This is a genomic window from Paenibacillus thiaminolyticus (assembly GCF_003591545.1).
GTDB lineage: Bacteria > Bacillota > Bacilli > Paenibacillales > Paenibacillaceae > Paenibacillus_B > Paenibacillus_B thiaminolyticus_A.
Map to the genome: position 1 here is coordinate 1 of NZ_QYZD01000050.1, position 23107 is coordinate 23107.

The 23107-nt window shown below is 57.0% G+C and carries 19 protein-coding genes and 1 other annotated feature; of the genes, 3 read left to right on the top strand and 16 right to left on the bottom strand.

What is annotated here, in order from left to right; genetic code table 11:
- Positions 1-356 precede the first annotated feature (356 nt).
- From DQX05_RS27915 to DQX05_RS27955, 8 genes are all read right to left on the bottom strand, one after another.
- Positions 357-1508, bottom strand: coding sequence for an FtsW/RodA/SpoVE family cell cycle protein (locus DQX05_RS27915; RefSeq protein ID WP_119796548.1), 1152 nt, complete (start codon positions 1506-1508; stop codon positions 357-359).
- A gap of 6 nt (positions 1509-1514) precedes the next feature.
- Positions 1515-2309 carry a septum site-determining protein MinD gene (gene minD, locus DQX05_RS27920; RefSeq protein WP_119796549.1) on the bottom strand — a complete coding sequence of 265 codons (795 nt, stop codon included), beginning with the start codon at positions 2307-2309 and terminating at the stop codon, positions 1515-1517.
- Positions 2310-2316: 7 nt separating this feature from the next.
- Positions 2317-2973, bottom strand: a complete 657-nt coding sequence (gene minC, locus DQX05_RS27925) for a septum site-determining protein MinC (RefSeq protein ID WP_119796550.1) — start codon at positions 2971-2973, stop codon at positions 2317-2319.
- 219 nt (positions 2974-3192) lie between these two features.
- Complete coding sequence (gene mreD / locus DQX05_RS27935; RefSeq protein WP_119796552.1) at positions 3193-3714, bottom strand: rod shape-determining protein MreD; 522 nt, start codon at positions 3712-3714, stop codon at positions 3193-3195.
- On the bottom strand, positions 3714-4613 hold the full coding sequence (gene mreC, locus DQX05_RS27940) for a rod shape-determining protein MreC (protein ID WP_182914940.1): 900 nt from the start codon (positions 4611-4613) through the stop codon (positions 3714-3716). Before mreC ends, mreD begins: the two co-directional genes overlap by 1 nt.
- Positions 4614-4700: 87 nt before the next feature.
- Complete coding sequence (locus tag DQX05_RS27945; RefSeq protein WP_006676686.1) at positions 4701-5735, bottom strand: rod shape-determining protein; 1035 nt, start codon at positions 5733-5735, stop codon at positions 4701-4703.
- Between the two features lie 42 nt (positions 5736-5777).
- Entirely contained in the window at positions 5778-6464 is a 687-nt protein-coding gene (radC, locus tag DQX05_RS27950) for a RadC family protein (protein ID WP_119796554.1), read from the bottom strand.
- Positions 6465-6538: 74 nt separating this feature from the next.
- A complete protein-coding gene (locus tag DQX05_RS27955; RefSeq protein WP_119796570.1) occupies positions 6539-7141 on the bottom strand; it encodes a Maf family protein in 603 nt (200 codons plus the stop codon).
- A 331-nt stretch (positions 7142-7472) separates the two neighbouring features.
- Between DQX05_RS27955 and DQX05_RS27960 the strand changes: the two genes are divergently transcribed.
- Positions 7473-8423, top strand: coding sequence for an aldo/keto reductase family protein (locus DQX05_RS27960; RefSeq protein WP_119796555.1), 951 nt, complete (start codon positions 7473-7475; stop codon positions 8421-8423).
- A gap of 77 nt (positions 8424-8500) precedes the next feature.
- On the opposite strand, the gene DQX05_RS27965 is transcribed toward DQX05_RS27960, so the two are convergent.
- The 4 genes from DQX05_RS27965 to DQX05_RS27980 form a co-directional block, all read right to left on the bottom strand.
- Positions 8501-9844 (bottom strand): SPOR domain-containing protein, encoded by a 1344-nt coding sequence (locus tag DQX05_RS27965; protein ID WP_119796556.1) that lies wholly within the window; start codon positions 9842-9844, stop codon positions 8501-8503.
- 340 nt (positions 9845-10184) lie between these two features.
- Positions 10185-11561 carry a UDP-N-acetylmuramate--L-alanine ligase gene (murC, locus tag DQX05_RS27970; protein ID WP_119796557.1) on the bottom strand — a complete coding sequence of 459 codons (1377 nt, stop codon included), beginning with the start codon at positions 11559-11561 and terminating at the stop codon, positions 10185-10187.
- Between the two features lie 6 nt (positions 11562-11567).
- The gene (locus DQX05_RS27975; RefSeq protein WP_119796558.1) at positions 11568-12953 is read right to left on the bottom strand and encodes a bifunctional folylpolyglutamate synthase/dihydrofolate synthase; all 1386 of its coding nucleotides are present in this window, start codon (positions 12951-12953) and stop codon (positions 11568-11570) included.
- 91 nt (positions 12954-13044) lie between these two features.
- Positions 13045-15714 (bottom strand): valine--tRNA ligase, encoded by a 2670-nt coding sequence (locus tag DQX05_RS27980; protein WP_119796559.1) that lies wholly within the window; start codon positions 15712-15714, stop codon positions 13045-13047.
- 35 nt (positions 15715-15749) lie between these two features.
- Positions 15750-16034: a binding site (T-box leader), on the bottom strand.
- A 157-nt stretch (positions 16035-16191) separates the two neighbouring features.
- Between DQX05_RS27980 and DQX05_RS31215 the strand changes: the two genes are divergently transcribed.
- Positions 16192-16356, top strand: a complete 165-nt coding sequence (locus DQX05_RS31215; protein WP_164776601.1) for a hypothetical protein — start codon at positions 16192-16194, stop codon at positions 16354-16356.
- Between the two features lie 85 nt (positions 16357-16441).
- On the opposite strand, the gene DQX05_RS32645 is transcribed toward DQX05_RS31215, so the two are convergent.
- The 3 genes from DQX05_RS32645 to hemL form a co-directional block, all read right to left on the bottom strand.
- On the bottom strand, positions 16442-18691 hold the full coding sequence (locus DQX05_RS32645; protein ID WP_259392274.1) for a LysM peptidoglycan-binding domain-containing protein: 2250 nt from the start codon (positions 18689-18691) through the stop codon (positions 16442-16444).
- A gap of 143 nt (positions 18692-18834) precedes the next feature.
- Positions 18835-19722, bottom strand: a complete 888-nt coding sequence (locus DQX05_RS27995) for an RluA family pseudouridine synthase (RefSeq protein WP_119796560.1) — start codon at positions 19720-19722, stop codon at positions 18835-18837.
- Positions 19723-19882: 160 nt separating this feature from the next.
- Positions 19883-21184 carry a glutamate-1-semialdehyde 2,1-aminomutase gene (hemL, locus tag DQX05_RS28000; protein WP_119796561.1) on the bottom strand — a complete coding sequence of 434 codons (1302 nt, stop codon included), beginning with the start codon at positions 21182-21184 and terminating at the stop codon, positions 19883-19885.
- An 81-nt stretch (positions 21185-21265) separates the two neighbouring features.
- Here hemL and DQX05_RS28005 point away from each other — a divergent pair, with 81 nt between their 5' ends.
- Positions 21266-21943: a Crp/Fnr family transcriptional regulator gene (locus DQX05_RS28005; RefSeq protein WP_119796562.1), complete on the top strand. Its 678-nt coding sequence runs from the start codon at positions 21266-21268 to the stop codon at positions 21941-21943.
- Positions 21944-22027: 84 nt separating this feature from the next.
- On the opposite strand, the gene hemB is transcribed toward DQX05_RS28005, so the two are convergent.
- Positions 22028-23032 carry a porphobilinogen synthase gene (gene hemB, locus DQX05_RS28010; RefSeq protein WP_119796563.1) on the bottom strand — a complete coding sequence of 335 codons (1005 nt, stop codon included), beginning with the start codon at positions 23030-23032 and terminating at the stop codon, positions 22028-22030.
- Positions 23033-23107 lie beyond the last annotated feature (75 nt).

The window sequence follows — 23107 nt, forward strand, 5'->3', positions numbered from 1 at the left end:
GAAATCCTGCGAATAAGCGAGTATGCAAGAGAAATGTGCTGCCTCTAGAGGGAGCTTTAGGGATATCGGTTATAAGGTGCCAGGGGGGTTATTCATCCATGCAACGACTTGCACATGTCTTTAGGAACGTGAGCATTTGGTTCTTCCTGAATAATGGGGATACTCACCATAAGAGGCTCAGAAGATGCTTGGCTCTCCCATGCTTCAATCACAAAAAAAGCCTTACTGTCTTTATCCCCCAAGCGGATGCAGACAGCAAAGCCTCTTCTTGATAGCCTATTCGGTTCCGGCTTCAATCCTTCTAGCTTCACTCTTCACTCTTCACTCTTCACTCTTCACTCTTCAATCTTCTATCTTCAATCTTCAAGCTGATACTTCTCTTGATATATGCGTATGCTCATCACTAATCCGATGCAAAACATATTCAGTAGCAAGGAAGTTCCCCCGTAGCTGATGAAGGGCAGCGTGATTCCGGTCACCGGCATCAGGCCAATCATCATGCCGATATTTTCAAGAATCTGAAAGACGAACATCGACACGATGCCGATGATGATATAGGAGCCCCTCAAGTCATAGCACTGGAAGGCGATGAGAATCATCCTGTAAATCAATAAGAAGTAGAGCAGCAGCAGTATTGATGAGCCCTGGAAGCCGAACTCCTCTCCGATGACGACGAAGATCGCGTCCGAGTACGTATACGGAATGAAGCTTCTTCGCTTCAATTCCCCCTTCATGTACCCGTCTCCGGACAACCCGCCGGAACCGATCGCGATCATGGCGTATTTGGATTGATGATTGGCATCGTCCGACGCCAAGGACGGATTGATGAACGTATCGATGCGCGTGAACCAGTGCTGTTGCTTGACGACATCGGTGAAAAATGCCTTGGTCTCTTCACGGAACGTCGTAAAGGAAACAAAGACCGTCCCGGCCAGCAACGAGACCGCCACAAGACCAATCAACACATGCCGCAGCTTAATCCCGCCGATCCAGAGCATGCCGATGAAAATAACAATATAGATGATCGCATTTCCCAAATCCGGCTGGACTACGACAAGCGTAAACGGCACGAGCGTTATAAGCCCCACCGGCACCAAGTCTTTGGTGAACGTAAGCGGATCCCCGCCGCGCCGCCCGAGCAGCTGGGCCAGGGCGAAAATAAGCGCAATCTTGGCAATCTCCGCTGGCTGGAACGAGAACGCGCCAAAATTGTACCAGCCAATCGCACCGTTCAGATTAGAGCCGAAAAAGAAGATGCCGACGAGCAGCAGGACCGTTACTCCCAACGTAATCGGCCATATTTTCAGCAAAATTCGGTAATCAAACAACGCGGTCGCGAACATGATGACAAATCCAGCGGCGAAGAAAACAACCGTCTTCATCGCCGTGTTGGCAAAGCTCGGATCTCCCCCATGGGTCGCACTATGAATGACAAGCGGGCTGAAAACCGAAAATACAAGCAATATTCCAACGATAACCCAATCAATCCGTTTTAGTTTGTTCAGCAATGCTCATCAACCCATCCCAAAAAACTTCTTCATCCGAGTCAGCACGCCCTTCTTCTGATCAAGCGGCATCAACGGCACCGTATCCCCCAGAATGCGCCGGGCGATATTGCGGTAAGCGACCGCTGCGCGGGAATCCGGGTTCATCACCGTCGGCTCCCCTGCATTCGCGGCCCGAATGACGAGCTCATCGTCCGGCACGATCCCGAGAAGTTCAATGTTCAGCACCTGCAAAATATCGTCCAGGTCCAGCATCTCCCCGCTCTTCACCATGCTGGAGCGGATGCGATTCACGATTAGCTTCGGCGAGCCGACATTCGCATTTTCGAGCAAACCGATAATGCGATCGGCATCACGCACAGCCGCATTCTCCGGTGTCGTAACGACAATCGCGCGGTCTGCACCGGCGATGGCGTTTTTGAAGCCTTGTTCGATACCGGCAGGGCAGTCGATAATAATATATTCATATTCCGTCTTCAATTCGAGAATGATATCCTTTACTTGCTCCGGCGAGACCGCATCCTTGTCTTTGGTCTGGGCGGCAGGCAGCATGTACAATTCATCGAACCGCTTATCCTTGACAAGCGCTTGATTCAATCGGCAGCGGCCGTCGGCCACGTCGCAAATATCATAGATGATGCGATTCTCCAGCCCCATGACGACATCAAGGTTGCGCAAGCCGATATCAGTGTCGACCATGCATACCTTTTTGCCGAGCAGGGCAAGCGCGGTCCCCAAATTCGCCGACGTCGTCGTCTTGCCGACGCCGCCTTTCCCCGAAGTGACGACGATAGCCTCTCCCATAGTTCTTCTACACTCCTTTGAACAAAGTAATGTCCTTGCGGACGCGATGAAGTAGCGAGATTTTGTCAATTTGCATCATGCCGTCATGGATATACGCAAATTCCATATGAGCCTGCGATACTCCCCATTCGTCCGGCGGTCGGCTGATGACATCCGCGATGCGCAACTGCGTCGGCGCAAACAGCGAGGCGGCGATAACCGCGCTGGTCTCTCCATCGACGCCGGCATGGGCTGTGCCCCGCAGGGCTCCAAAGACGAATATGTCTCCGCTGCTAATGATCATTCCGCCCGGATTGACGTCGCCAAGGAACAGCAGATGCCCGTCATGACGGAGCACCTGCCCCGAGCGAACCATTCCGGTCATCGTATGAACGCGGTACCCTTGCGCTTCCTTCTTGACATCGGCATCCGATTCCAGCGATCGGATTAGCAGATTCCCCCGCTGCCGCAAAATGTTGAGCATCTCTGTCTTTTGCTCATCGGCAGCGGTACGGGCTCCTAACTTGACATCGACATACACAAGCGGTCCGTCGAAAAAATGCGGTGTATGGTCAAGCTTGTCGCGCAATTCTTGCAACAAGTCTGTAAATTCGCACTGATCGTCAAGCAGGAACACGAGGCCGTCTTTCATGCCTTTTATCGTTACCAATGGCTTGGCCGTCATGAAATGTCCCTCCCCACGGTTATCTTTTTCGTGACGGATAAGAAAAGTTCCTGCAAGAAAGCCGTGAATCGTAAGAAAAACCTCTGTCGAAGCCCCTCGAAGAGGAGCGATCGCCAACCGAGGCTGGTGAACACCTCTCCTTCCCCGCCCGGCTTCAGCACCGGAACTGCGCTTGAAAACAGCATCAGCCGCCTGGACGAAGTGCCCAAAGACGGCTGCTTAGTCTTGTTCATTTTCAGCGGTTCCCGACTGAAGATCGAACCATTTCCGCATCGGAACATAGATCGCCAGCGCGAACAGCAGCTGTACGAACAGACTCGGAATCAAATAGTCGAAAATCGCAACTTCATACGTCATTTTGCTCAAGTTGAACAGCGAATAGATAGCGAACAGTATCGTCTGGTACAAGAAGCTTCCCATGACCGCCGCTGCCATCATCGGTATGAGTGTGATGTTCCGTCCGGGAAAGAGAAGCCCCGCCAAATAGCCGAGCAGCCCCATGCTGAACGCATGCGGACCAATCATATGCCCGTAGTATACGATATCCTGCAAAAATCCGAACGCAAGTCCCATAATAAGCGCCGTGTGTCGATGCTGATAGATGCCGTGATAGAGCACTACGATGAATATGAACTGCGGAATAATGCGCCCCTGCCACATATCCGGAATGATGAGCGGAAGCAGTGTCCCCTCCAATACGAACAGCACGAACATGAAGCCAATCATCCAATTCCGGTTCATCACTTATCCTCTTTCTTCGATCCGTTCTCTTCCGGAGCCGGCGTGAAGACGATGAATAGCTCGCGCCAGTCGCGGTAGGTGGCTGCCGGTTCGATGGTAGCAGTCCGCGTGAGTCCCAGGTCTCCTTGCTGCAAAGAGACGACGGTGCCGATAATTAGTCCGCCCGGGAATACTCCGCCGAAGCCGGAGGAAATAACCGTATCTCCCACCTTCACCTTGTCGTTCTCTTCAATCCGTGTCATCGTGAAGGTGCCGCTGCTGTGATCGTACGACTCTATCATGCCGAAGGAATCGCTTTTGCCAAGCACGGTCGCCGAAATCGGGCGCGAATTCGGGTCCTTCTCATCCAGATTGGTCAATAGCTGCACGGTGGAAGAGAATTCATACACGCGGCTGATCGTCCCGACTACGCCATCGACAGAAATGACGGGCATCCCTTGGCGGACGCCGTTGATCTCCCCAAGATTGAGGTTCAGCGTCTGGTTGAACGGATCGGCTACGTTAATGGAAGACACTTGTGCAATCCGGTACTCATACGGCAGGTTCAACTGCTTCTGGCGCTCGGTGAACTTCAGCTCCTCCATGAGCCGTTCGTTCGTTGCCTGAACTTCGCTGTAATAAGCTTTGTCCCGTATGTAATGGGCCTCCACAATCTTCAGACGCTCATTCTCTTCATGCAGTTCCTTCAAAGTCGCGATATCATGAAAAAAATTCGATACATAGGAAGCCGGCTTATACACCAGCTGCTGTACAAAGGTGACCGTATCGTGCACGATTTTCTCCGGCCACGACATCTTCAGCCGCCCGCCCAAGGTAAAGCCCATCAATGCGATAAACAAAATAAGTCCGAACAATAGAATGATTAACCGTTTGTTCCCCAACAGCTTAAACAGTATCAACACCTTCTCATCGTAAAGCGGTACTCGTTCCTCCTCGAAATAGAGCCCGCGCCGAGGGAACGGATCAGCGCGGGGCCAATAGCTTGGTTATCGCTTGGAGCGAAGGCCGGAGCTTCCGCGTCCCTTGAACAAGTGAATATTGTCGAGCGCCCGACCGGTGCCGATAGCGACGCAGTCCAGCGGGTTCTCCGCCACGATGACCGGCATCCCGGTCTCCCGCGCAAGCAGCTTGTCGAGGTTGCGAAGCAGCGCTCCGCCGCCCGTGAGAACGATGCCCCGATCCATAATATCGGCTGCCAGCTCCGGCGGACATTTCTCTAGCGTCACCTTGACCGCTTCCACGATCGAGTTGATCGTATCCAGCAGCGCGTCGGTAATCTCATTCGAAGAGATGGACAGCGTCTTAGGCAGTCCGGTCAGCAGATCGCGGCCCCGAATCTCCATCGTCTCCACTTCGTCCAATTCCATTGCAGAGCCTAGATCCATCTTCAACTGCTCTGCCGTGCGTTCCCCTATCATCATATTATACTGACGCTTGATGTATTGAATGATCGATTCATCCATCTCATCGCCCGCAACCCGAACAGAGCGACAAGTGACAATACCGCCGAGCGAGATGACGGCGACTTCCGTCGTACCGCCGCCGATATCGACAACCATGCTTCCTGTCGGCTCCCATACCGGCAGATCGGCCCCAATCGCCGCCGCGAACGGCTCCTCGATCGTGTAGGCGTCTCTAGCGCCCGCTTGCTTCGTCGCGTCTTCCACCGCGCGCTGCTCGACGGCCGTAATGCCCGACGGCACGCAGACCATCACATTCGGATGGCGCGGGAAGAGCGAACGCTGCTTCTGCGCTTGCCGAATGAAATATTTAATCATCGTGGAGGTCGTGTCGAAGTCGGCGATAACGCCGTCCTTCATTGGGCGGATAGCCCGAATATTGCCCGGTGTGCGGCCGATCATCTTCTTGGCGGCTTCACCAACCGCTTCGATCGTCTTCGTATCCGTCCGGATCGCTACGACAGACGGCTCGCGTACAACAATTCCTTTGCCACGAATATATACCAATGTATTAGCTGTTCCCAAGTCAATTCCCAAGTCTTTTGTAAAGCCACCTAGCATGTTGTTAATCTCCTTTTTATAGCCTCAATCTCAATCATTATATTACATGAGTCCGCATTCCTTCAAACTCACATATTGATTATCTCCGATGACCAAATGGTCCAGCAGATCGATGCCGACAATCTCGCCCGCTTCGACGAGCCGTCTGGTAATGGCCTCGTCCTCCGGACTCGGCGTCGGATCGCCGCTCGGATGATTATGCGCGCAAATGATGGAAGCGGCCCCGTATTTCAAGGCGGCGCGATATACTTCGCGCGGATGAACGAGAGAGGCGTCTAATATGCCGATCGTAATCGTTTGTTGAGCAATAATCCGATTTTTCGTGTTCAAGAAAAGACAAACAAAATGCTCCTGCTGATAGTACCGCATTGATTCCATCAGCCATTCCGCCGCATCCTGCGGCCGCCGGATCGTAATCGCATCGTTACTGCGCGATCGCGCCATTCGCCTGCCAAGCTCCAAGCCGGCCTTGAGCTGAATCGCCTTCGCGAGCCCCACACCTCGGGTCTGGGTCAGCTCCGTCACCGACAGATCGGGCAAGTAACGCAAATGGCCTGCCCGGTTCAAAATGCGCTGCGCCAGGACGACGGCCGACTCGTCCTTCGTCCCCGTCCGCAGCAAAATCGCCAATAATTCCGCATGGCTTAACGCTTCCGCCCCGTATTGCAGCATGCGCTCTCTCGGGCGCTCGCCATGGGGCAGATCGCGAAGAAGCGGGTGATGTTCCATGTCGCACAACCTCCTGAATCGTGGATTTGCGGCATTCCTATCCCAAGCTTCTTGCCTGCCGGACTCCCGGCGTTCTATGGCACTCTGATTCCGAATGACTCAAGCATATCGGTCAGGAGCGATAACGGAAGACCTACTACATTGAAATAACAACCTTCGATTCGCTCGACTAACGTGGCTCCGACGCCTTGTATACCGTAGGAGCCGGCTTTGTCCATCGGCTCTCCCGTCGCAATATAACGGCGGATCCGCTCCGTGCTGCAGGGCTTCATATGTACGACCGTGGCGCGATGGCTCACGGCTGTCCGCCCATCGGATACATGGACGAGTGCGACGCCGGTGTATACTTCATGCGATCGTCCCTGAAGCGCCGTCAGCGCCTGCTCTGCATCCGCTTCGTTCTCCGGCTTGCCGAGCACCGCACCGTCAAGCACGACGATCGTATCCGAACCGACGACGATGCCGCCCTTCCCTTCATTGCGCCGCATGCGGGCCACAGCCTCGGCCTTGCGCAAGGCCAATTGTTCGACGATGCGATCGGGCGGCCATCCGGGAGATACCGTCTCGTCAGCATCACTGGGCTGGACCGAATAAGAAAGGCCCAGAGCGCGAATCAATTCCTGCCTGCGAGGGGAGGATGAAGCCAAAATCAATTCCGGTTGTTGTTGTGTCTGCATTGCCATGTTCATCCGCTCCTCGCCATTTTTTGACACCATTTTTATTATACGCGGAAGTTGACTTTGAAACAAACGCTTCCTGTTCCATTTGACGCAAAAAATGGAGGGAGTTTGTGGAAATGTTGCAGAAACGCGCCGGGGCAATGCGGGAGGCATGTTTTATCCTTAGGTTAGACGTGCGGCAGGCCTCAAAGTTACGGAGGAAAATGTTGAGAGTATCGCCAATCGTCCGGATCAAACCGCTTTCCAAATGCAGATGACTTCTTTTACAATAGAATGAGCTCTATCTAAACCATGATCATCCATAAACGGACTCTAGGAGGTTGGAAGCATGCAATATCGCAGATTGGGAGCAAGCGGGCTGAAAGTAAGCGAGATCAGTCTCGGAAGTTGGCTGACCTATGGTGGATACGTTGAACGCCAAAACGCCGTGCAGGCGATAGAGAGCGCCTATGAGCTGGGCGTGAACTTCTTCGACACCGCCAATGTGTACGAGCGCGGCGAGGCGGAGAAGGTCGTCGGCGAGACGCTGAAGGCCTATCCGCGCGAATCCTATGTGCTGGCAACGAAAGTATTTGGCCCCATGGGCGACGGTCCCAACGATCGCGGGCTGTCCCGCAAGCATATTACGGAGCAATGCCACGCGAGCTTGAAGCGGCTCGGGCATGATTATATCGATCTGTATTACTGCCACCGCTTCGACGATCAGACGCCGATGGAAGAGACGCTTCGCACTCTCGACGATCTGCTCCGCCAAGGCAAGATTTTGTATGTCGGGGTCAGCATGTGGACGGCGGCGCAGATGACGGAAGCGCTGGCCATCGCCGATCGCTATTTGCTGGACCGGATCATCGTCAACCAGCCCGTGTACAATCTGTTCGACCGTCATATCGAGAAGGAAATCATTCCGTTCGGCGAGCGGAACGGGATTGGACAAGTCGTCTACTCACCGTTGGCCCAAGGCTTGCTGACAGGAAAATACAGCTCCGCCTCGGCATTCCCGGAAGACAGCCGCGCCTCCAAGCTGGAAGGGATGCGCAAAGGCATTACGCCGGAACGGATCGAGCAGGTTCGGATGCTCGCTGATTTGGCCGGAGAGCTGAATATTATGGTCGGCCAGTTGGCTATCGCCTGGATACTGCGCCAGAGCAACGTAGCCAGTGCCCTCGTCGGAGCCAGCCGGCCGAAGCAAGTGAAGGAGAATGTCCTCGCATCCGACATCGCGTTGACGCAGGACGTGCTATCACGCATCGAAGAAATTATGGCTCCTCCCGCCAACTGATCTCCTAACGCCCCTGTCTGTACAACGAAGAAGCCGGCTGATCCCGGCTTCTTGCTTGCTGTCTCCCCCTCAAGAGGCTACGCCTTCATCGTATCCAGCCAAAAGCGTTCCGCAGACAGATACTGCATCACCGCTTGCTGAATGCTCCACAGATGCGAAGTGGACGGCTGTTTATTGTATTCATTGACGGCGCTAATCGCCGTGTTCATCGCTTGTACCAGCTTCGTCCAGGCATCGGCCGACTGCTTCGGCTGGCCCTTCTGCACCTTGCTCATGTGCTGCGTCCACTGCAGATGCTGCTTCCGCAGCTGTTCGGTGTCTTCCGCCGCGAAGGCCGCGGATTCGGTTCCTTCCAGATGGGCAACCGATTGCGCCGTTAGCCAGCTGATGACAGCGTCGCTGTCTTCCATGAACTGCTCCACATCAGCGGCATTCCCCTGGAAGGCGAGCTGCGTCAAGGCCGGCCGGCTCATCTCCCGGACGTACAAGTCAATCTGCCGGTTTTTCAGCAGCTGGCTCAAGCTCATCGCATCCTCGCGCGCGGAAGCGATAGCCGCGTAGACGCGATGCTGGCCAGCCTGCTCCTCCATCGCCGCCATTCCCTTGTCCCGCAGCTCGCCTATCGCCGTCTTGGCTCCCTCCGGCTTGTCGAAGACTCCATATTGAAGCATATAGAACGTCTTCTCCGGAATGTTCACGTCGGTGACGTAGACGCCTGCCGCTTGCCAAGCCGCCTCTGACTTATCCCCCTTGCCGGCAGGCTGGGCGGTGGCCGGAATAGTGGCAGAGTCCGCCGGTTGCTTATCCGAGGCGGTTTGAACCTTTTTCCCGCCGTCCGACGTCTCCGCTTGCCCGGGCAGATTCGGCAGCCCCGCCGTCGGATCGGGAAGCTTCATTTCCCCCTTGAACAGAGAGAGCGCAATGAAGCCGAACACCGCTCCCGTCGCCAGCGCCCCGGCCACGGAAGCGACTACCTTCCACAGAGACGGCTTGCGGGTACGAGTATGCACCCCATTCCACGCCCACTCCCCTTGCTCGCTCATCGATTCGCCCGCCGGATCGGCGATAGAGGCCGGAAGCGGATAGCGCTGGGCCGACTGCTTGTCCGACTCCCGGATGAAGCTCTCAATTCGGCGTATCTCGTCCTCGTCCCCGCCGGCCGGGATTGCGGGCTCATCCTCCTGTACCGGATGCGGGTGCCCGACCGCATCCGCTGCTTCTTCGATTACCGGATCGTCCGGTAGCGTTTCTGCCTCTTCGGCAATCGTATCTATGGGATTAACCGTCTGCTCAAGGTCCGCCTGCTCCCCGCCGCTCCGCTCGTTCTGCTCGTTCTGCCCGTTCTGCCCGTTCTGCTCCCGTCCGGCTGTCGGTCCGGAATCACCGAACCGGAATGTCATTTTGCTCTGCGAACGATTCATCCTGCTCCACCTCACCTTGTCCTCTTCTTTACTATGAAATCTATGATAGATTCCATGGCATTAGAACCTTCTCTATCTATGAAAATGAAAAAAGGCATTTCGCATGCTAGATTCGCCGAGGTGCTCCCTTTTTAAGGCGGCATACCATACGATAGAACATCGGAAAGGGGGAGTTAGCGCGGAAAACTTGTTAGGGCATGAGGAGCGCCATGTTCGCCCCATTCGCCGCTTCGTTCGCCGGCATCCCGGCCGCACTCTCTTGAACTAACTCATTCATTATCCTCGATAATGAAATGCCAAAAGACCATTCCGCTATTGGAATGGTCTTCTCGCTAATCGGTTATGCCTTCGTCTGCAACAAAGTTTTTAGCGCGTACGCAGTCTTCCAAATATCGCCCGCGCCCATCGTCAGCACCAGATCCCCCGGCTGCACGAGCGCCTTCAGCCGCTCCAGCGCATCGTCCTTGCTGGCGATATATTGCGCCTGGCCGTTGCTGTTCTCCCGAATGCGGTTCACGAGCGCGGCCGCCGTAATGCCTTCAATCGGCTTCTCTCCTGCCGGCGAATAAATATCGGTCACAATCAGCTCATCCGCCTCCGTGAAGGCGCGGCTGAACTGCTCGAATAGGAAATAAGTCCGCGAATAGCGCTGTGGCTGAAATACAGCCACGAGCCGGCGCCCGGTCGCCTTGGCCGCCGTCAGGGTCGCTGCAATCTCTGTCGGATGATGGGCATAATCATCGACGACCAGAATACCGCCCTCTTCCCCGACAACTTGAAAGCGGCGCTTCGCGCCGATGAATTCGGTAATCGCTTCGGCGGCACCTTCGAAGGAGACTCCCGCCTGCATTGCGACGATCAGCGTAGCCATCGCGTTCAGTACATTATAGCGGCCCGGTATGGACAGCCGCACGCTGCCCAGCGTCTCGCCGTGATGGCGCATCCGGAACGTCATGCCGCGACCCTCGGCTTGGATATCGTCCGCCGTATAATCGGCAGCCTCGTCAATCCCATAGGTGACCACCCCTTGACCAAGCGGCGGGGCCATGCTGCGCAGGATCGGATCGTCGGCACACAGGATAGCGATCCCGTCCGGACTGCGCTGGGACAGGAATTGGACATATGCCGCTTTGAGCCGCTCGAAATCTCCGTCATAGTTCTCCAAATGATCGGCTTCAATATTCGTTATCACGGGAATATAAGGATGGTAAGCGAGGAAAGAGCCATCGCTTTCATCGGCCTCGGCTACGACGAATTCGCCGCTGCCCGCCCGGGCGTTCGTGCCCAGGTTCGTCACCTCTCCTCCGATAATATAAGTCGGATCGGCACCGCAGCGCTCTAGCACGAACGCAATCATCGACGATGTTGTCGTCTTGCCGTGCGCCCCGGCAACCGCGACGCCCTTCTTCGCATTCAGCAGCTTCGCCAGCATCTGGGAGCGATGCAGAACGGGAATGCCCCGCCGCTCCGCCGCGATGCGCTCCACATTATCGACAGGGCAAGCCGTAGAGTATACGGCAATGTCGGCATCTCCGATATATCCGGCATCATGCCCGATATGTACCGTCGCTCCTTCCGCCTGCAGCTTCGCCGTCGCCTCGGATGCGGCCACGTCGGACCCGGAGACGGTGTATCCCATTTGCAGCATGACGCGGGCTATGGCGCTCATCCCATAGCCCCCGATGCCGATAAAATGAATATGTTCCGTCGTCTTCACACGAACTCACCAACCTTTTTCCGATTCGGTCCGATGCAAGACGTACGAGCGAACGTCCGCAATCAGATATAATGTGCCGGTGACCACCGCCAGATCGCCTGGTTCGGTCATCGCCTTGAGCCGTTCTAGGGACTCGCGCCAGTTCGGCTCTACTGCAATCTGTGGGCGGCGCGAGGCTGTAGCCAGCAATTCTTCTGCAATATGACTCAAGTTCTCCGCACTCATCTTCTTGCGGAAATCAGGTTCCGTAAAAATGAGAGTATCCGCTAAAGGAAGTATATGACGCAGGACATCATGATGATTCTTGGTGGACAGCATCCCCATCATCACATGAAGCCGCTTGTAACGGTACGTATCGCGCAGCGCCTGAGCGAGCGTCTCCGCCCCTTCCGGATTATGTGCTCCGTCCAGCAGGATGCGGGGATGTTCGCTTACCATCTCCAGTCTTCCCGGCCAGGCCGCGCTGCGCAGGCCCTCCCGGAGCTCCTCGTCATCTACCCGGAAGGCCATATATTGTCTCAGCACCTCGAGTGCCATTAGGCCCGCGGTGGCATTCTTCATCTGATGCGCGCCGTTCAGCGTAATCGCCAAGTTCTCTAGCTCACGGAACGGACCGCGGAAATGGAAGGTTTGTTCGTTCTCCTCGGAATGCAGCGCCTCGAAGCGGAATTGCTCGCCCATCAAGTAGAGCGTGGAGCGCCGTTCCGCTGCCGTACGACGGATAACCTCGATCGCCTCCGGCTGTTCCACCGTGCTGACAATCGGCACGCCGGGCTTGATAATGCCAGCCTTTTCCGCCGCCACCTGCTCGATCGTATCACCCAAAATATCCATATGATCATGCCCGATATTCGTAATAACCGATACGATAGGCGTCACGATATTGGTAACGTCAAGCCGGCCGCCCAATCCGGTCTCCAGGACGACAACGTCGGGATATGCCACCTTCGCATAGTAGCAAATCGCCAGGACCGTCGATACCTCGAACATCGTCGGCGAGCCGAGCGGCGTCGCCGCGATCTCGTCCACCAGGGGCTTCAATTCATTGGCCAAGCGGAGCAGCGTCTCCTCCGGAATATCTTCATTATTGTATTTGAAGCGGTTCGTAAATTTCTCAATGTACGGCGAAGTGAAGGTGCCGACGTCGTAGCCGTTGGCCATCAGCACGCTGGTCAGCAGCTCGCAGGTGGAGCCTTTGCCGTTCGTACCGGCCACATGTATGAACTTCAGGCGGCGATGCGGATGGCCGAGCTTCTCCATCATGAGCTCGACCCGCTCCAATCCGGGACGGATACCAAAAGGAATCAAAGAATTAATCCAATCAATGGCGGCTTCCGCCGTTGCAAAGGAGTCCGTGGCAGCAGACAGGTTCGTTCGTTGGTTGTCCGACATAAGCAATTCATCCTTACCTATGAACTCATCGACGGCCGAACCGACATGGAGACGGATCCCCACCGGTTCGGCCGTTCAATGGCAGTGTCGATTACACTTCTCTCAATTCCGCAATGCGCGCCATCACCTTATCGCGCTTGCCGCTGTAATCCTGCAGCTTCGCGCGTTCTTCCGCCACGACCTTCTCTGGCGCCTTCGCCATAAAGCCCTCGTTGGACAGCTTCTTCTCGACGCGCTCCACTTCCTTGTTCAGATGCTCGACCTCTTTCTCCAGCCGGGCGATCTCTTGCTCGATGTCGATGAGACCCGCCAGCGGCAGGTACAGTTCGGCTCCCGTCACGACGGCAGTCATCGCCTTGCCCGGGGCGGACGCATTCAGATCGACGGACAGCTTGGACGTGCCGCAGAAGCGTTCCACGTACTCAGTATTATTGTTGATGTTCCGGTCATATTCCGCATTCGCCGGCTTGACGAGCAGCTCAATCTTTTTGCTCATCGGCACGTTCACTTCCGCCCGAATATTCCGCACTGCCCGAATCATATCCATAAGAAGCGACATCTCGCCTACGGCATCCGGCGCTTCGAAGGCGGCGTCGTATTCCGGCCAGGCCGCCAGCGTAATCGTGTCGCCCTGATGCGGCAGATGCTGCCAGATCTCCTCGGAGATGAACGGCATGAACGGATGAATCATGCGCAGCGTCCGATCGAGCACGTAGGCAAGCACCGATTGCGTCGTCTTCTTAGCCGCCGCATCCCCGTTATATAGGCTGAGCTTGGCGAATTCGATATACCAGTCGCACAGATCGTCCCAGATAAAATTGTACAGGACGCGCCCGGTCTCCCCGAATTCATAGGCGTCCATGAGACGCGTAATGTCGCGGGCCGTCTCGTTCAGACGGTGCAGAATCCAGCGATCCGCTGTGCCGAGCTTGCCGGACAGATCAATGTCTTCATAAGTGAACCCTTCCAGGTTCATCAAGGCGAAGCGGGACGCATTCCAGATCTTGTTCGCGAAATTGCGGGCCTGCTCCACCCGTTCCCAGCGGAAGCGCAGATCCTGTCCCGGCGTGCTGCTGGTCGAGATCATGAAACGCATCGCATCCGCGCCGTATTTCTCGATAACTTCGAGCGGATCGACGCCGTTGCCGAGCGACTTCGACATTTTGCGCCCGTCGGCATCGCGCACCAAGCCGTGCATGAGCACATCCTTGAACGGGATCTCGCCCGTGAATTCAAGCGCGGTGAAGATCATGCGGGCAACCCAGAAATAAATGATGTCATATCCGGTCACCAGCACGTTGGTCGGATAGTAACGCTTCAGATCGTCCGTCTGTTCGGGCCAGCCAAGGGTAGAGAACGGCCACAGGGCGGAGCTGAACCACGTGTCCAACACATCCTCGTCCTGTCTCAGCTTCGCGCTGCTGCAGGAAGAACAGGAAGCGGCATCCTCGCGCGCGACCATCATATGTCCGCAGTCCTCGCAGTACCATGCAGGAATGCGGTGGCCCCACCAGAGCTGGCGGGAAATGCACCAGTCGCGCACATTTTCGATCCACTGCAGATAGGTCTTCTCGAAGCGCTCCGGAACGAAGCGGACACCTTGGCCGTTCTTCTGCGCCTCGATAGCGGCTTCGGCCAGCGGCTTCATCTTGACGAACCACTGCGTCGACAAATACGGCTCGACGACCGCGCCCGACCGCTCGCTGTGCCCGACCTGATGAACATGATCCTCAATCTTGATGAGCACGCCTTGCGCTTGCAGATCCTTGACAATCTGCTTGCGGCACTCCGCGCGATCCAGTCCTTGGTAGGAGCCGGCCGCTTCGTTCATCGTACCGCTCTCATCCATGACATTGATCTGCGGCAGATCGTGGCGCAGCCCCATCTCGAAGTCATTCGGGTCATGCGCCGGCGTAATCTTCACGGCGCCGCTGCCGAATTCCTTGTCAACGTAGTCGTCCGCGATAATCGGGATCTCCCGGCCAACAATCGGCAGCACCAGCATCTTGCCAATCATATGCTTGTAACGCTCGTCCTCCGGATGAACGGCTACTGCGGTGTCGCCAAGCATCGTCTCCGGCCGGGTCGTCGCGACCGTGATCGAGCCGCTGCCGTCCTTCAGCGGGTACTCCAGATGATAGAGGTGACCCTGCACTTCCTTATATTCGACTTCGATATCGGACAGCGCCGTGCGGGCTGCCGGATCCCAGTTAATGATATATTTACCGCGATAAATGAGCCCTTTCTCGTACAGCTTGACGAATACTTCCCGAACTGCGCGGGACAGCCCTTCATCGAGCGTGAAGCGCTCGCGGGAATAGTCGAGCGAGAAGCCCATCTTCGCCCACTGCTCGCGAATCGTCTCGGCATAGATGCCTTTCCACTCCCAGACGCGCTCCAGAAATTTCTCGCGGCCCAGATCGTAGCGGGTGACTCCTTCTTCCCGCAGCTTCTGCTCCACCTTCGTCTGCGTCGCGATGCCGGCATGGTCCGAACCAGGCAGCCAGAGGGCATCATAGCCCTGCATCCGCTTGGATCGGATAATGATGTCCTGCAGCGTAAAATCGAGCGCATGCCCGATATGCAGCATCCCCGTTACGTTCGGCGGCGGGATCACAACCGTGAATGGTTCCGCATCCGGCTGGCGACCGGCTTTGAAATATTCGCCTTCCTGCCAACAGGCGTACCATTTCTGTTCCGCCGCCTTCGGATCATATGTGGTCGGCATGGACAACTGTTCCTGATTCTCTGACATAAGCATTCCCTCCGTTATGACAAATAAAAAAACCTTCCGCCGCAAAGGACGAAAGGTTCGACTTCCGTGGTACCACCCTTAATTCCGCCAAGCGTCTCATGATCATCGCATGAACGCGGCGGCACTCCACTGCATGTAACGGATGCGGCCGTCCCCTTCTAGCGCGAGGGGCACATGCTGAGCACCGGGCTCATACACTACCGTGACGCGTTCAAACGGGCAACTCCCAGGTGACTTCAGCGGGACGCTCCTGCAGGCGTTACACCTCATCGCTCTGCTCTCTGTAAGGGGCCTTGACGCTTACTCTTCCTGTTCAACGTCTTTACTCCGTGGCTCCAGCCCAAGCGCTGACAACCACATGTTTACGATATATTTTACCTTCGCTCTCCACACGAGTCAATAGACGGCTTGAAATCGTTCTTTGCATTAGTCATATCCCGTTTTTCTACTCTCATAACATGTACTATAGGAGGTGGTCCTCACATGGAACGTTGGTGGTGGCGTATTCGACATTCGGTAAAAGGAGTGATCTTTCCGCTCATCTGCCTGCAGTTTGTCCGGACGCTGCTTCTGCCAACCGGGCTCGATGTATTTTTGTTGTTCGCGCTGTTCCTCGTGTATCTCGGCTTTTTGCTCGATGTATACTGAGTTCGCGGCAAACCTTCCCAGCATGCGCATACCACATACAAGACCCGTCCGCGAGCTTCGCGAGACGGGTCTATTGTGTCCCGGTTCAGGAGGTAACCGGAATATACAGTACTTGGCCTTCCGTAATGTTCTGCTCTGACAGTCGGTTATACAGCACGATTTCATTCGTATTCATCTGATAGCGATCTGCGATCGTATCCAGCGTCTCCTCGCGCTGCACGATGCACAGACGAACTTTTTTGAAGCCTTGCTCTTCGTTCACCCGCTGCAGGAACAGGGACTGCCACTTGACGTCGTCGCCGGTCGTCACCTTAGCCGCTTCAAGCGCCGCTTCTTCCTCGGCCTGCTTTGTCTCGGCTTCCCGCTGCTCCCGCTCCTTCGTCTGCCGGCTTGATTGCAGCAGCGAGCTGAGCCCGACTCCGCTCGCAGCCGGCGCGTCTGCCGGCTTGGAGCTGTTGATCGCAATCTTCATCTCCGGCTTGGCGTCCGCAGCGCTTGGAGCGGCCGCGGCGGCATCCTCAGCCGGCTCGGCCTCCAGTCCCTCGCGCGGGTTCGCTTCCGCCGCCTGCTCATCGGCTCCGCCCGACTCCGCGACGGAGGCTTCGGCGACAGTGGCTTCAGTGGTGGAGGCTTCCGCAGTAGAAGCCACTGATGCAGGCACTTCAGCCGGCTTCTCTTCCGCCCGGGGCTCCGCCTGCACCTCGATTGCAGGCTCCCGCTCTGGCGCTGGAGCTGAGGCGGCCCAACTCTGGGGCTGCGGTATTTTCCACTTCGCCGGCTTCTCACCGGTTCGGCCTACTGACGCTTCAGCCGGCTTCTCACCGGTTCGCCCTGCTGACGCTTCAGCCGGCTTCTCACCGGTTCGCCCTGCAGGCCCTTCAGCCGGCTTCTCACCGGTTCGGCCTACAGACGCTTCAGCCGGCTTCTCACCGGTTCGCCCTGCTGACGCTTCGGCCGGCTTCTCACCGGTTTGGCCTGCAGACGCTTCGGCCGGCTTCTCCTCGATACAGCCTGTAGACGCCTTGGCCGGCTTCTCACCGGTTCGGCCTCGGTCTACAGATGCTTCGGCCGACTCCTCACCGGTTCGCCCTGCTGACGCTTCAGCCGGCTTCTCATCGGTTCGCCCTGCTGACGCTTCAGCCGGCTTCTCACCGGTTCGCCCTGCTGACGCTTCAGCCGGCTTCTCACCGGTTCGCCCTGCAGATGCTTCAGCCGGCTTCTCATCGGTTCGCCCTGCTGACGCTTCGGCCGGCTTCTCACCGGTTTGGCCTGCAGACGCTTCGGCCGGCTTTTCACCGATACGGCCTCGGTCTGCAGAGGCTTCGGCCGACTCCTCACCGATGAGGCCTACAGACGCTTCGGCCGCCCCCTCCCCCCCGGTGAGGCCTGCAGACGCTTCGGCCGGCTTCTCACCGATACAGCCTGCAGACGCTTCAGCCAACTTCTCCTTCGCTTCCTGCTCATCGGCCTCCTCCTCGTCCAGCCCACGGTGCTCGGGCTCACCCTGCTGGTCGCTCTCAGGAGCCGATGCCTCCACTTCGGCCTCCGCTTCGGGCGCGGACTTCGGCGCGGCTGGCAGCGAATCTGGTACGCTTGGAGAGGCCCATGGCGCGTGATTCCAGGTGATCTCTGTCCGGTCCGGGTCCTTCTCCGGTTCGGCCTCTTCCGCTTCCGCCGCCGCAGCCTTCTTCGATTTTTCTATCTGACCAATATATTCGGAATACGTCTTCTCGCGCTCGCGAAACTCGGCCTCCGGTTCGGGGATAGCTTGCCATTCTTCTTCGCTCCGCTCGGCACCGTCGGCCAAGGAACGGATGCGGGCCACGGCATCAAGCGCCTCCGGGCTCGGGGGCCGTGCTGCTGCTTCTCCGTAATCCCGAAGCCATTCCGGTTCATCCGATCCGCGCTCCTCCTCCGCCTGATGGACGACAGTGAATTGCTCCGGCTCCCAGTTAGACGGTTCGGCCGGCTCCATCGCAATGCCCTTGAGCGACAAAATGCCCGTAATGTTAAGAGAGCGGTCAGACAACAGATCGACATCGAAATGCTCAATGTCGACAGAAATATCCTCCAAGCTCCGAATCCGATTGAGCGGCAGCGTAATCTCCACCGGAATCCAATGCTCCAGCGTCTGGCTGCCCCGACCTTCGTCATCTCCCTGATAGACGCCTGCCAACAGCAGGCTACCCCGCACCGTCACTTGGTCTCCGGCCGGGATTACCTGAATATGGGGCGTCAGTTCAACCTCTTCCAATTGGACGATACCGACACATTCGTCGGATAAATGAACCCGTTCATAAATATCAAATCTTAAGCCATATGCTTCCTCATACACGGACTGCTCCTCCTCCCGCAGTACTTCTGATCTCCGCCGTGATCGCGAATCTTCCCCTGACTCGAATGCATGTCTTGCTTGCTGGCGCGACATCAGACTCGGTTCACTACTTCATGTATATGGACGGAAAAGGAGGAGCATGACTATATTTTTTGGCGCAGACGCCCCATGTCTTCCGGCCACGGCGCCTGAATCTCCAGCCATTCGCCCGACAACGGATGGCGGAAGGTCAGCGCTTCCCCATGGAGCGCCTGCCGCCTGAACAGCCGGCCATCCCCGCCGTACAGCGTGTCTCCGGCCAACGGGTGGCCGATATGGCTCATATGGACGCGAATCTGGTGCGTCCTCCCGGTCTCCAGCCGGAGCTTCACCAGCGACAGCTCCCGGCCGGCTTGCTCGACGGCGTAATGGGTTACAGCAGGGGAGCCGGTCAGGCTCACCCGGCGGCGCGACGGATGATGCCGATCCTTGCCGATCGGCGCATCGATCGTCCCCACGTGCGTGAGCGGGCAGCCGTGGACGATCGCCGCATAGCTGCGGCGAATCGCCTTGCTTCGCATGTCGGCATCCAAGACCGCGTGCGGCAGCCCATGCTTCGCGATCAGCACCGGACCGGTCGTATCCGTATCCAGGCGGTGAATATGGCGGACGCGCAGCGATTGGCCCGTCCAGGCGTAATGGCATGCGACGGCATGCGCCAGACTGGCCCGCCTTTGATCCTGCTCTGCCGTCGTCGCATGCACCGCCATCCCGGCAGGCTTGTAAGCAACCAGCACCGCATCGTCTTCATATAAAATCTCGGCGGGTTCGTCCGCCGGCTCTATTGTCATCGCTTCCTCCGGGAAGAGATGTATCCGCAGCCGATCTCCAGCTGTCCGGATCTTGTCCTCCGCCATCATCTGGCGCAGCATATTCGGCGGCATGCGAAGCGTCTCCAGCAGCCATGTGCGGAGCGCGTCCTCCGACGCCAGAATGCGGCGTTCCGGCATGAATTCCGCCCACTCGCCCCGCCGCTTCCATCCGATCGACATCTTCAACGGCCTCCTTTTTTATCAGGTTCAAATTAGGCTTCCCGCGCAGCTTGCCGTTACACAGTACCATCCATCCCGCCACGGGAGCTGCTGCTCGATCCTACTCACAAAAAACCGGCCTCCGTGTCAGCTTCGAGTGACACCGGGGCCGGATATATTTTTACAGACGTTTCAGCGCTTCATAGTGCGCTTCGATCGTCGCATCCAGATCTTGATCGGTATGCGCCGTCGATACGAACATCCCTTCGAATTGGGATGGCGCAATGTTGACGCCACGATGAAGCAGCGCGGCAAAATAGCTGCGGAAGCGCTCCAGGTCGGATGTGCGTGCGGAATCGAAGTTGGTGACCGGTTGCTCCGTGAAGAACGGGCAGACCATCGATCCGACCCGGTTGATCGTGCAGGCAATGCCGGTATCCCGCGCATTGCGCAGGAAGCCTTCCTCGAGCTTGGCCGCCTTGCGCTCCAGCTCTTCGTACACTTCTGGCGTCAGCAGCGACAGCGTCGTATAGCCAGCCGCCATTGCCAGCGGGTTGCCGCTCAGGGTGCCCGCCTGATAAATCGGCCCGCTCGGCGCCACCTGCTCCATATATTCCCGCTTGCCGCCGTAAGCGCCGACCGGCAAGCCTCCGCCGATGACCTTGCCGAAGCAGGTCAGATCCGGCGTAACGCCGAAGCGTCCTTGCGCGCAATGGTAGCCAACGCGGAAGCCGGTCATGACTTCATCGAAGATAAGCAAGCTTCCGTATTGTTCCGTTAATGCCCGAAGGCCTTCCAGGAAGCCAGGCTGTGGCGGCACGACGCCCATATTGCCTGCGACCGGCTCGACGATGACGCATGCCAGCTCCTCGCCGAAGCGTTCGAACGCGAGCTTGACGCCTTCCAGATCATTGTAAGGCACTGTAATCGTATTGCTGGCCACACCTTCCGGCACGCCCGGACTGTCAGGAAGGCCCAGCGTCGCCACCCCGGAGCCCGCCTTAATGAGCAAGCTATCCGCATGTCCGTGATAGGAGCCTTCGAACTTTAAAATTTTGCTTCGCTTCGTAATGCCGCGGGCGAGACGAAGCGCGCTCATCGTCGCTTCCGTACCGGAATTGACCATGCGCACGATATCGACCGAAGGCACCCGCTCCACCACCGTCTTGGCCATCATCGTCTCCAGCTCGGTTGGAGCGCCGAAGCTCGTTCCCTTGGCCGCCGTCTCCTGAATCGCCTGCACGACCTGCGGATGGGCATGCCCGACGATAAGCGGACCCCAGGAGCAGACATAATCGATAAATTCGTTGCCGTCGATATCAAAAATGCGGGAGCCGCTGCCTCGCTCCACGTAGACCGGAGTCAAGCCGACCGATTTGAACGCCCGGACCGGACTGTTCACGCCGCCAGGTATGTACTGCTTAGCTTCCTCAAATGCGGCCCGGGAACGGGCATCGCGGCGCGTAGCAAAATTTTCCGTCATGGAAATCGCTCCTTCTATATTTATTCATCAGATGTGTGATAAACTAGTACAAAATGCTTACGGACAAAAGAGGGAGTAGACATGATAGAGTTACTGAAAAGGGTTCCATTATTCACAGATCTCAGCGATGAACAGCTCGATATCGTCGCTTCCATCACCTCTCGCCGCGAATATCACCCGCATACGACGCTCTTCCAGCAAGGCGAGCCGGGCGATACATTCTGTATCGTCATGCGGGGGACGGTTAAAATCTATACTTCCAGCCGGCAAGGCCTGCAGAAGACGCTCGCGGTCTTCCAGTCAGGAGACAGCTTCGGCGAGCTGGCCCTCATCGACGGCAAGCCGCGCTCCGCAACGGCCGAGACGCTGGAAGAGACCGTTCTGCTCACTGTCAATTCCGAGAGCTTCCATTTGATGATGCGCGCACACTACGACATCGCCAAGCAGATTATGATCCAGCTCTGCAACCGTCTGCGCTCGACGAACGGCCACGTATCGGAACTGACATTTCTTGACGCGCCGAGCCGGGTCGTTAAGAACATTGTCCGCGTCGCCCAGCATGAAGGGAAGCGGCAGGGCGACAAAATCCACATTCCCCACGCGTTCGATCCGGACGCGATGGCTGGACTAGCTGGCGTGCACCGCACCGTACTGGAACAGGTAATCCGTGATTTGGAACAGCAGCGCATTTTGTCGCTGGGCCATTCGCAATACACGATTGACGTGTCCAAGCTGTTCCAGAGCCCGTATATGAACTGACGCTCTATGCGATAATTCATACCCCCGGATGGCCGCCAAGGCGGACCGTCCGGGGGTTACTTGATGCCGGGAGAACCCGGTCCCTTACTCCGCTTCCTTCAGCCAGCAGGCCGCGTCCTTCGCATGATAAGTAATGATCGTATCCGCTCCCGCTCTTTTCAAGCCGACCAGCAATTCCAGCGTCACAGCCTTCTCATCGATCCAGCCCAGGCGGGCAGCCGCCTTGATCATGGAGTATTCGCCGCTGACATTATAAGCGACGACCGGCAGATCGAATTGTTCCTTCAGCGTACGGATAATATCCATATAGGCCATCGCCGGCTTCACCATCAGCATGTCCGCCCCTTCGGCGACATCGGCTTCCGCTTCGCGCAGCGCTTCACGCGCATTGGCCGGATCCATCTGATATGTCTTGCGGTCGCCGAACTGCGGAGCGGAATGAGCCGCATCCCGGAACGGGCCATAGAAGGCGGAGGCGTATTTAACCGAATAGGACATAATCGGCACCGATTCGAAGCCCGCCTCGTCCAAGCCGGCCCGAATGGCATGCACGAAGCCGTCCATCATATTGGAGGGCGCGATAATGTCGGCTCCCGCCGCGGCTTGGGAGACCGCCGTACGAACCAGATAAGCGAGCGACTCGTCATTGTCCACGATTCCGGTCTTCACGCCGTTGGCCTCATGCATATGAATCATGCCGCAATGGCCATGGTCCGTATACTGGCACAGGCATGTATCCGCGATAACGAGCAGCTCCGGGTGGCGGGCCTTGATCTGGCGCGTCGCCCGCTGCACGATTCCATCCTCTTCAAATGCGGAGCTGCCTACCGCATCCTTCGTCTCCGGCACGCCGAAGAGCACGATCGCCGGAATGCCGAGCGCCGCGATCTCATCAATTTCCGCATCGAGGAGATCGAGAGAGAAATGGTAAACACCCGGCATCGATGCAATCTCTTCCTTAATGCCGGTGCCACAAGTTACAAATACAGGCATGATGAGATCATGCGGGGTAATAACGGTCTCTCTCACCATCTTGCGAATGGCCGCCGTCCCGCGCAGGCGGCGGAGCCGTGTTGTCGGATATGCCATACTGATTGCCTCCTTGGATAGTTATCGAGGTTGTTCAAAAAAGCATGCACTTCGGGTTCTGGCTACCTTCCCAGT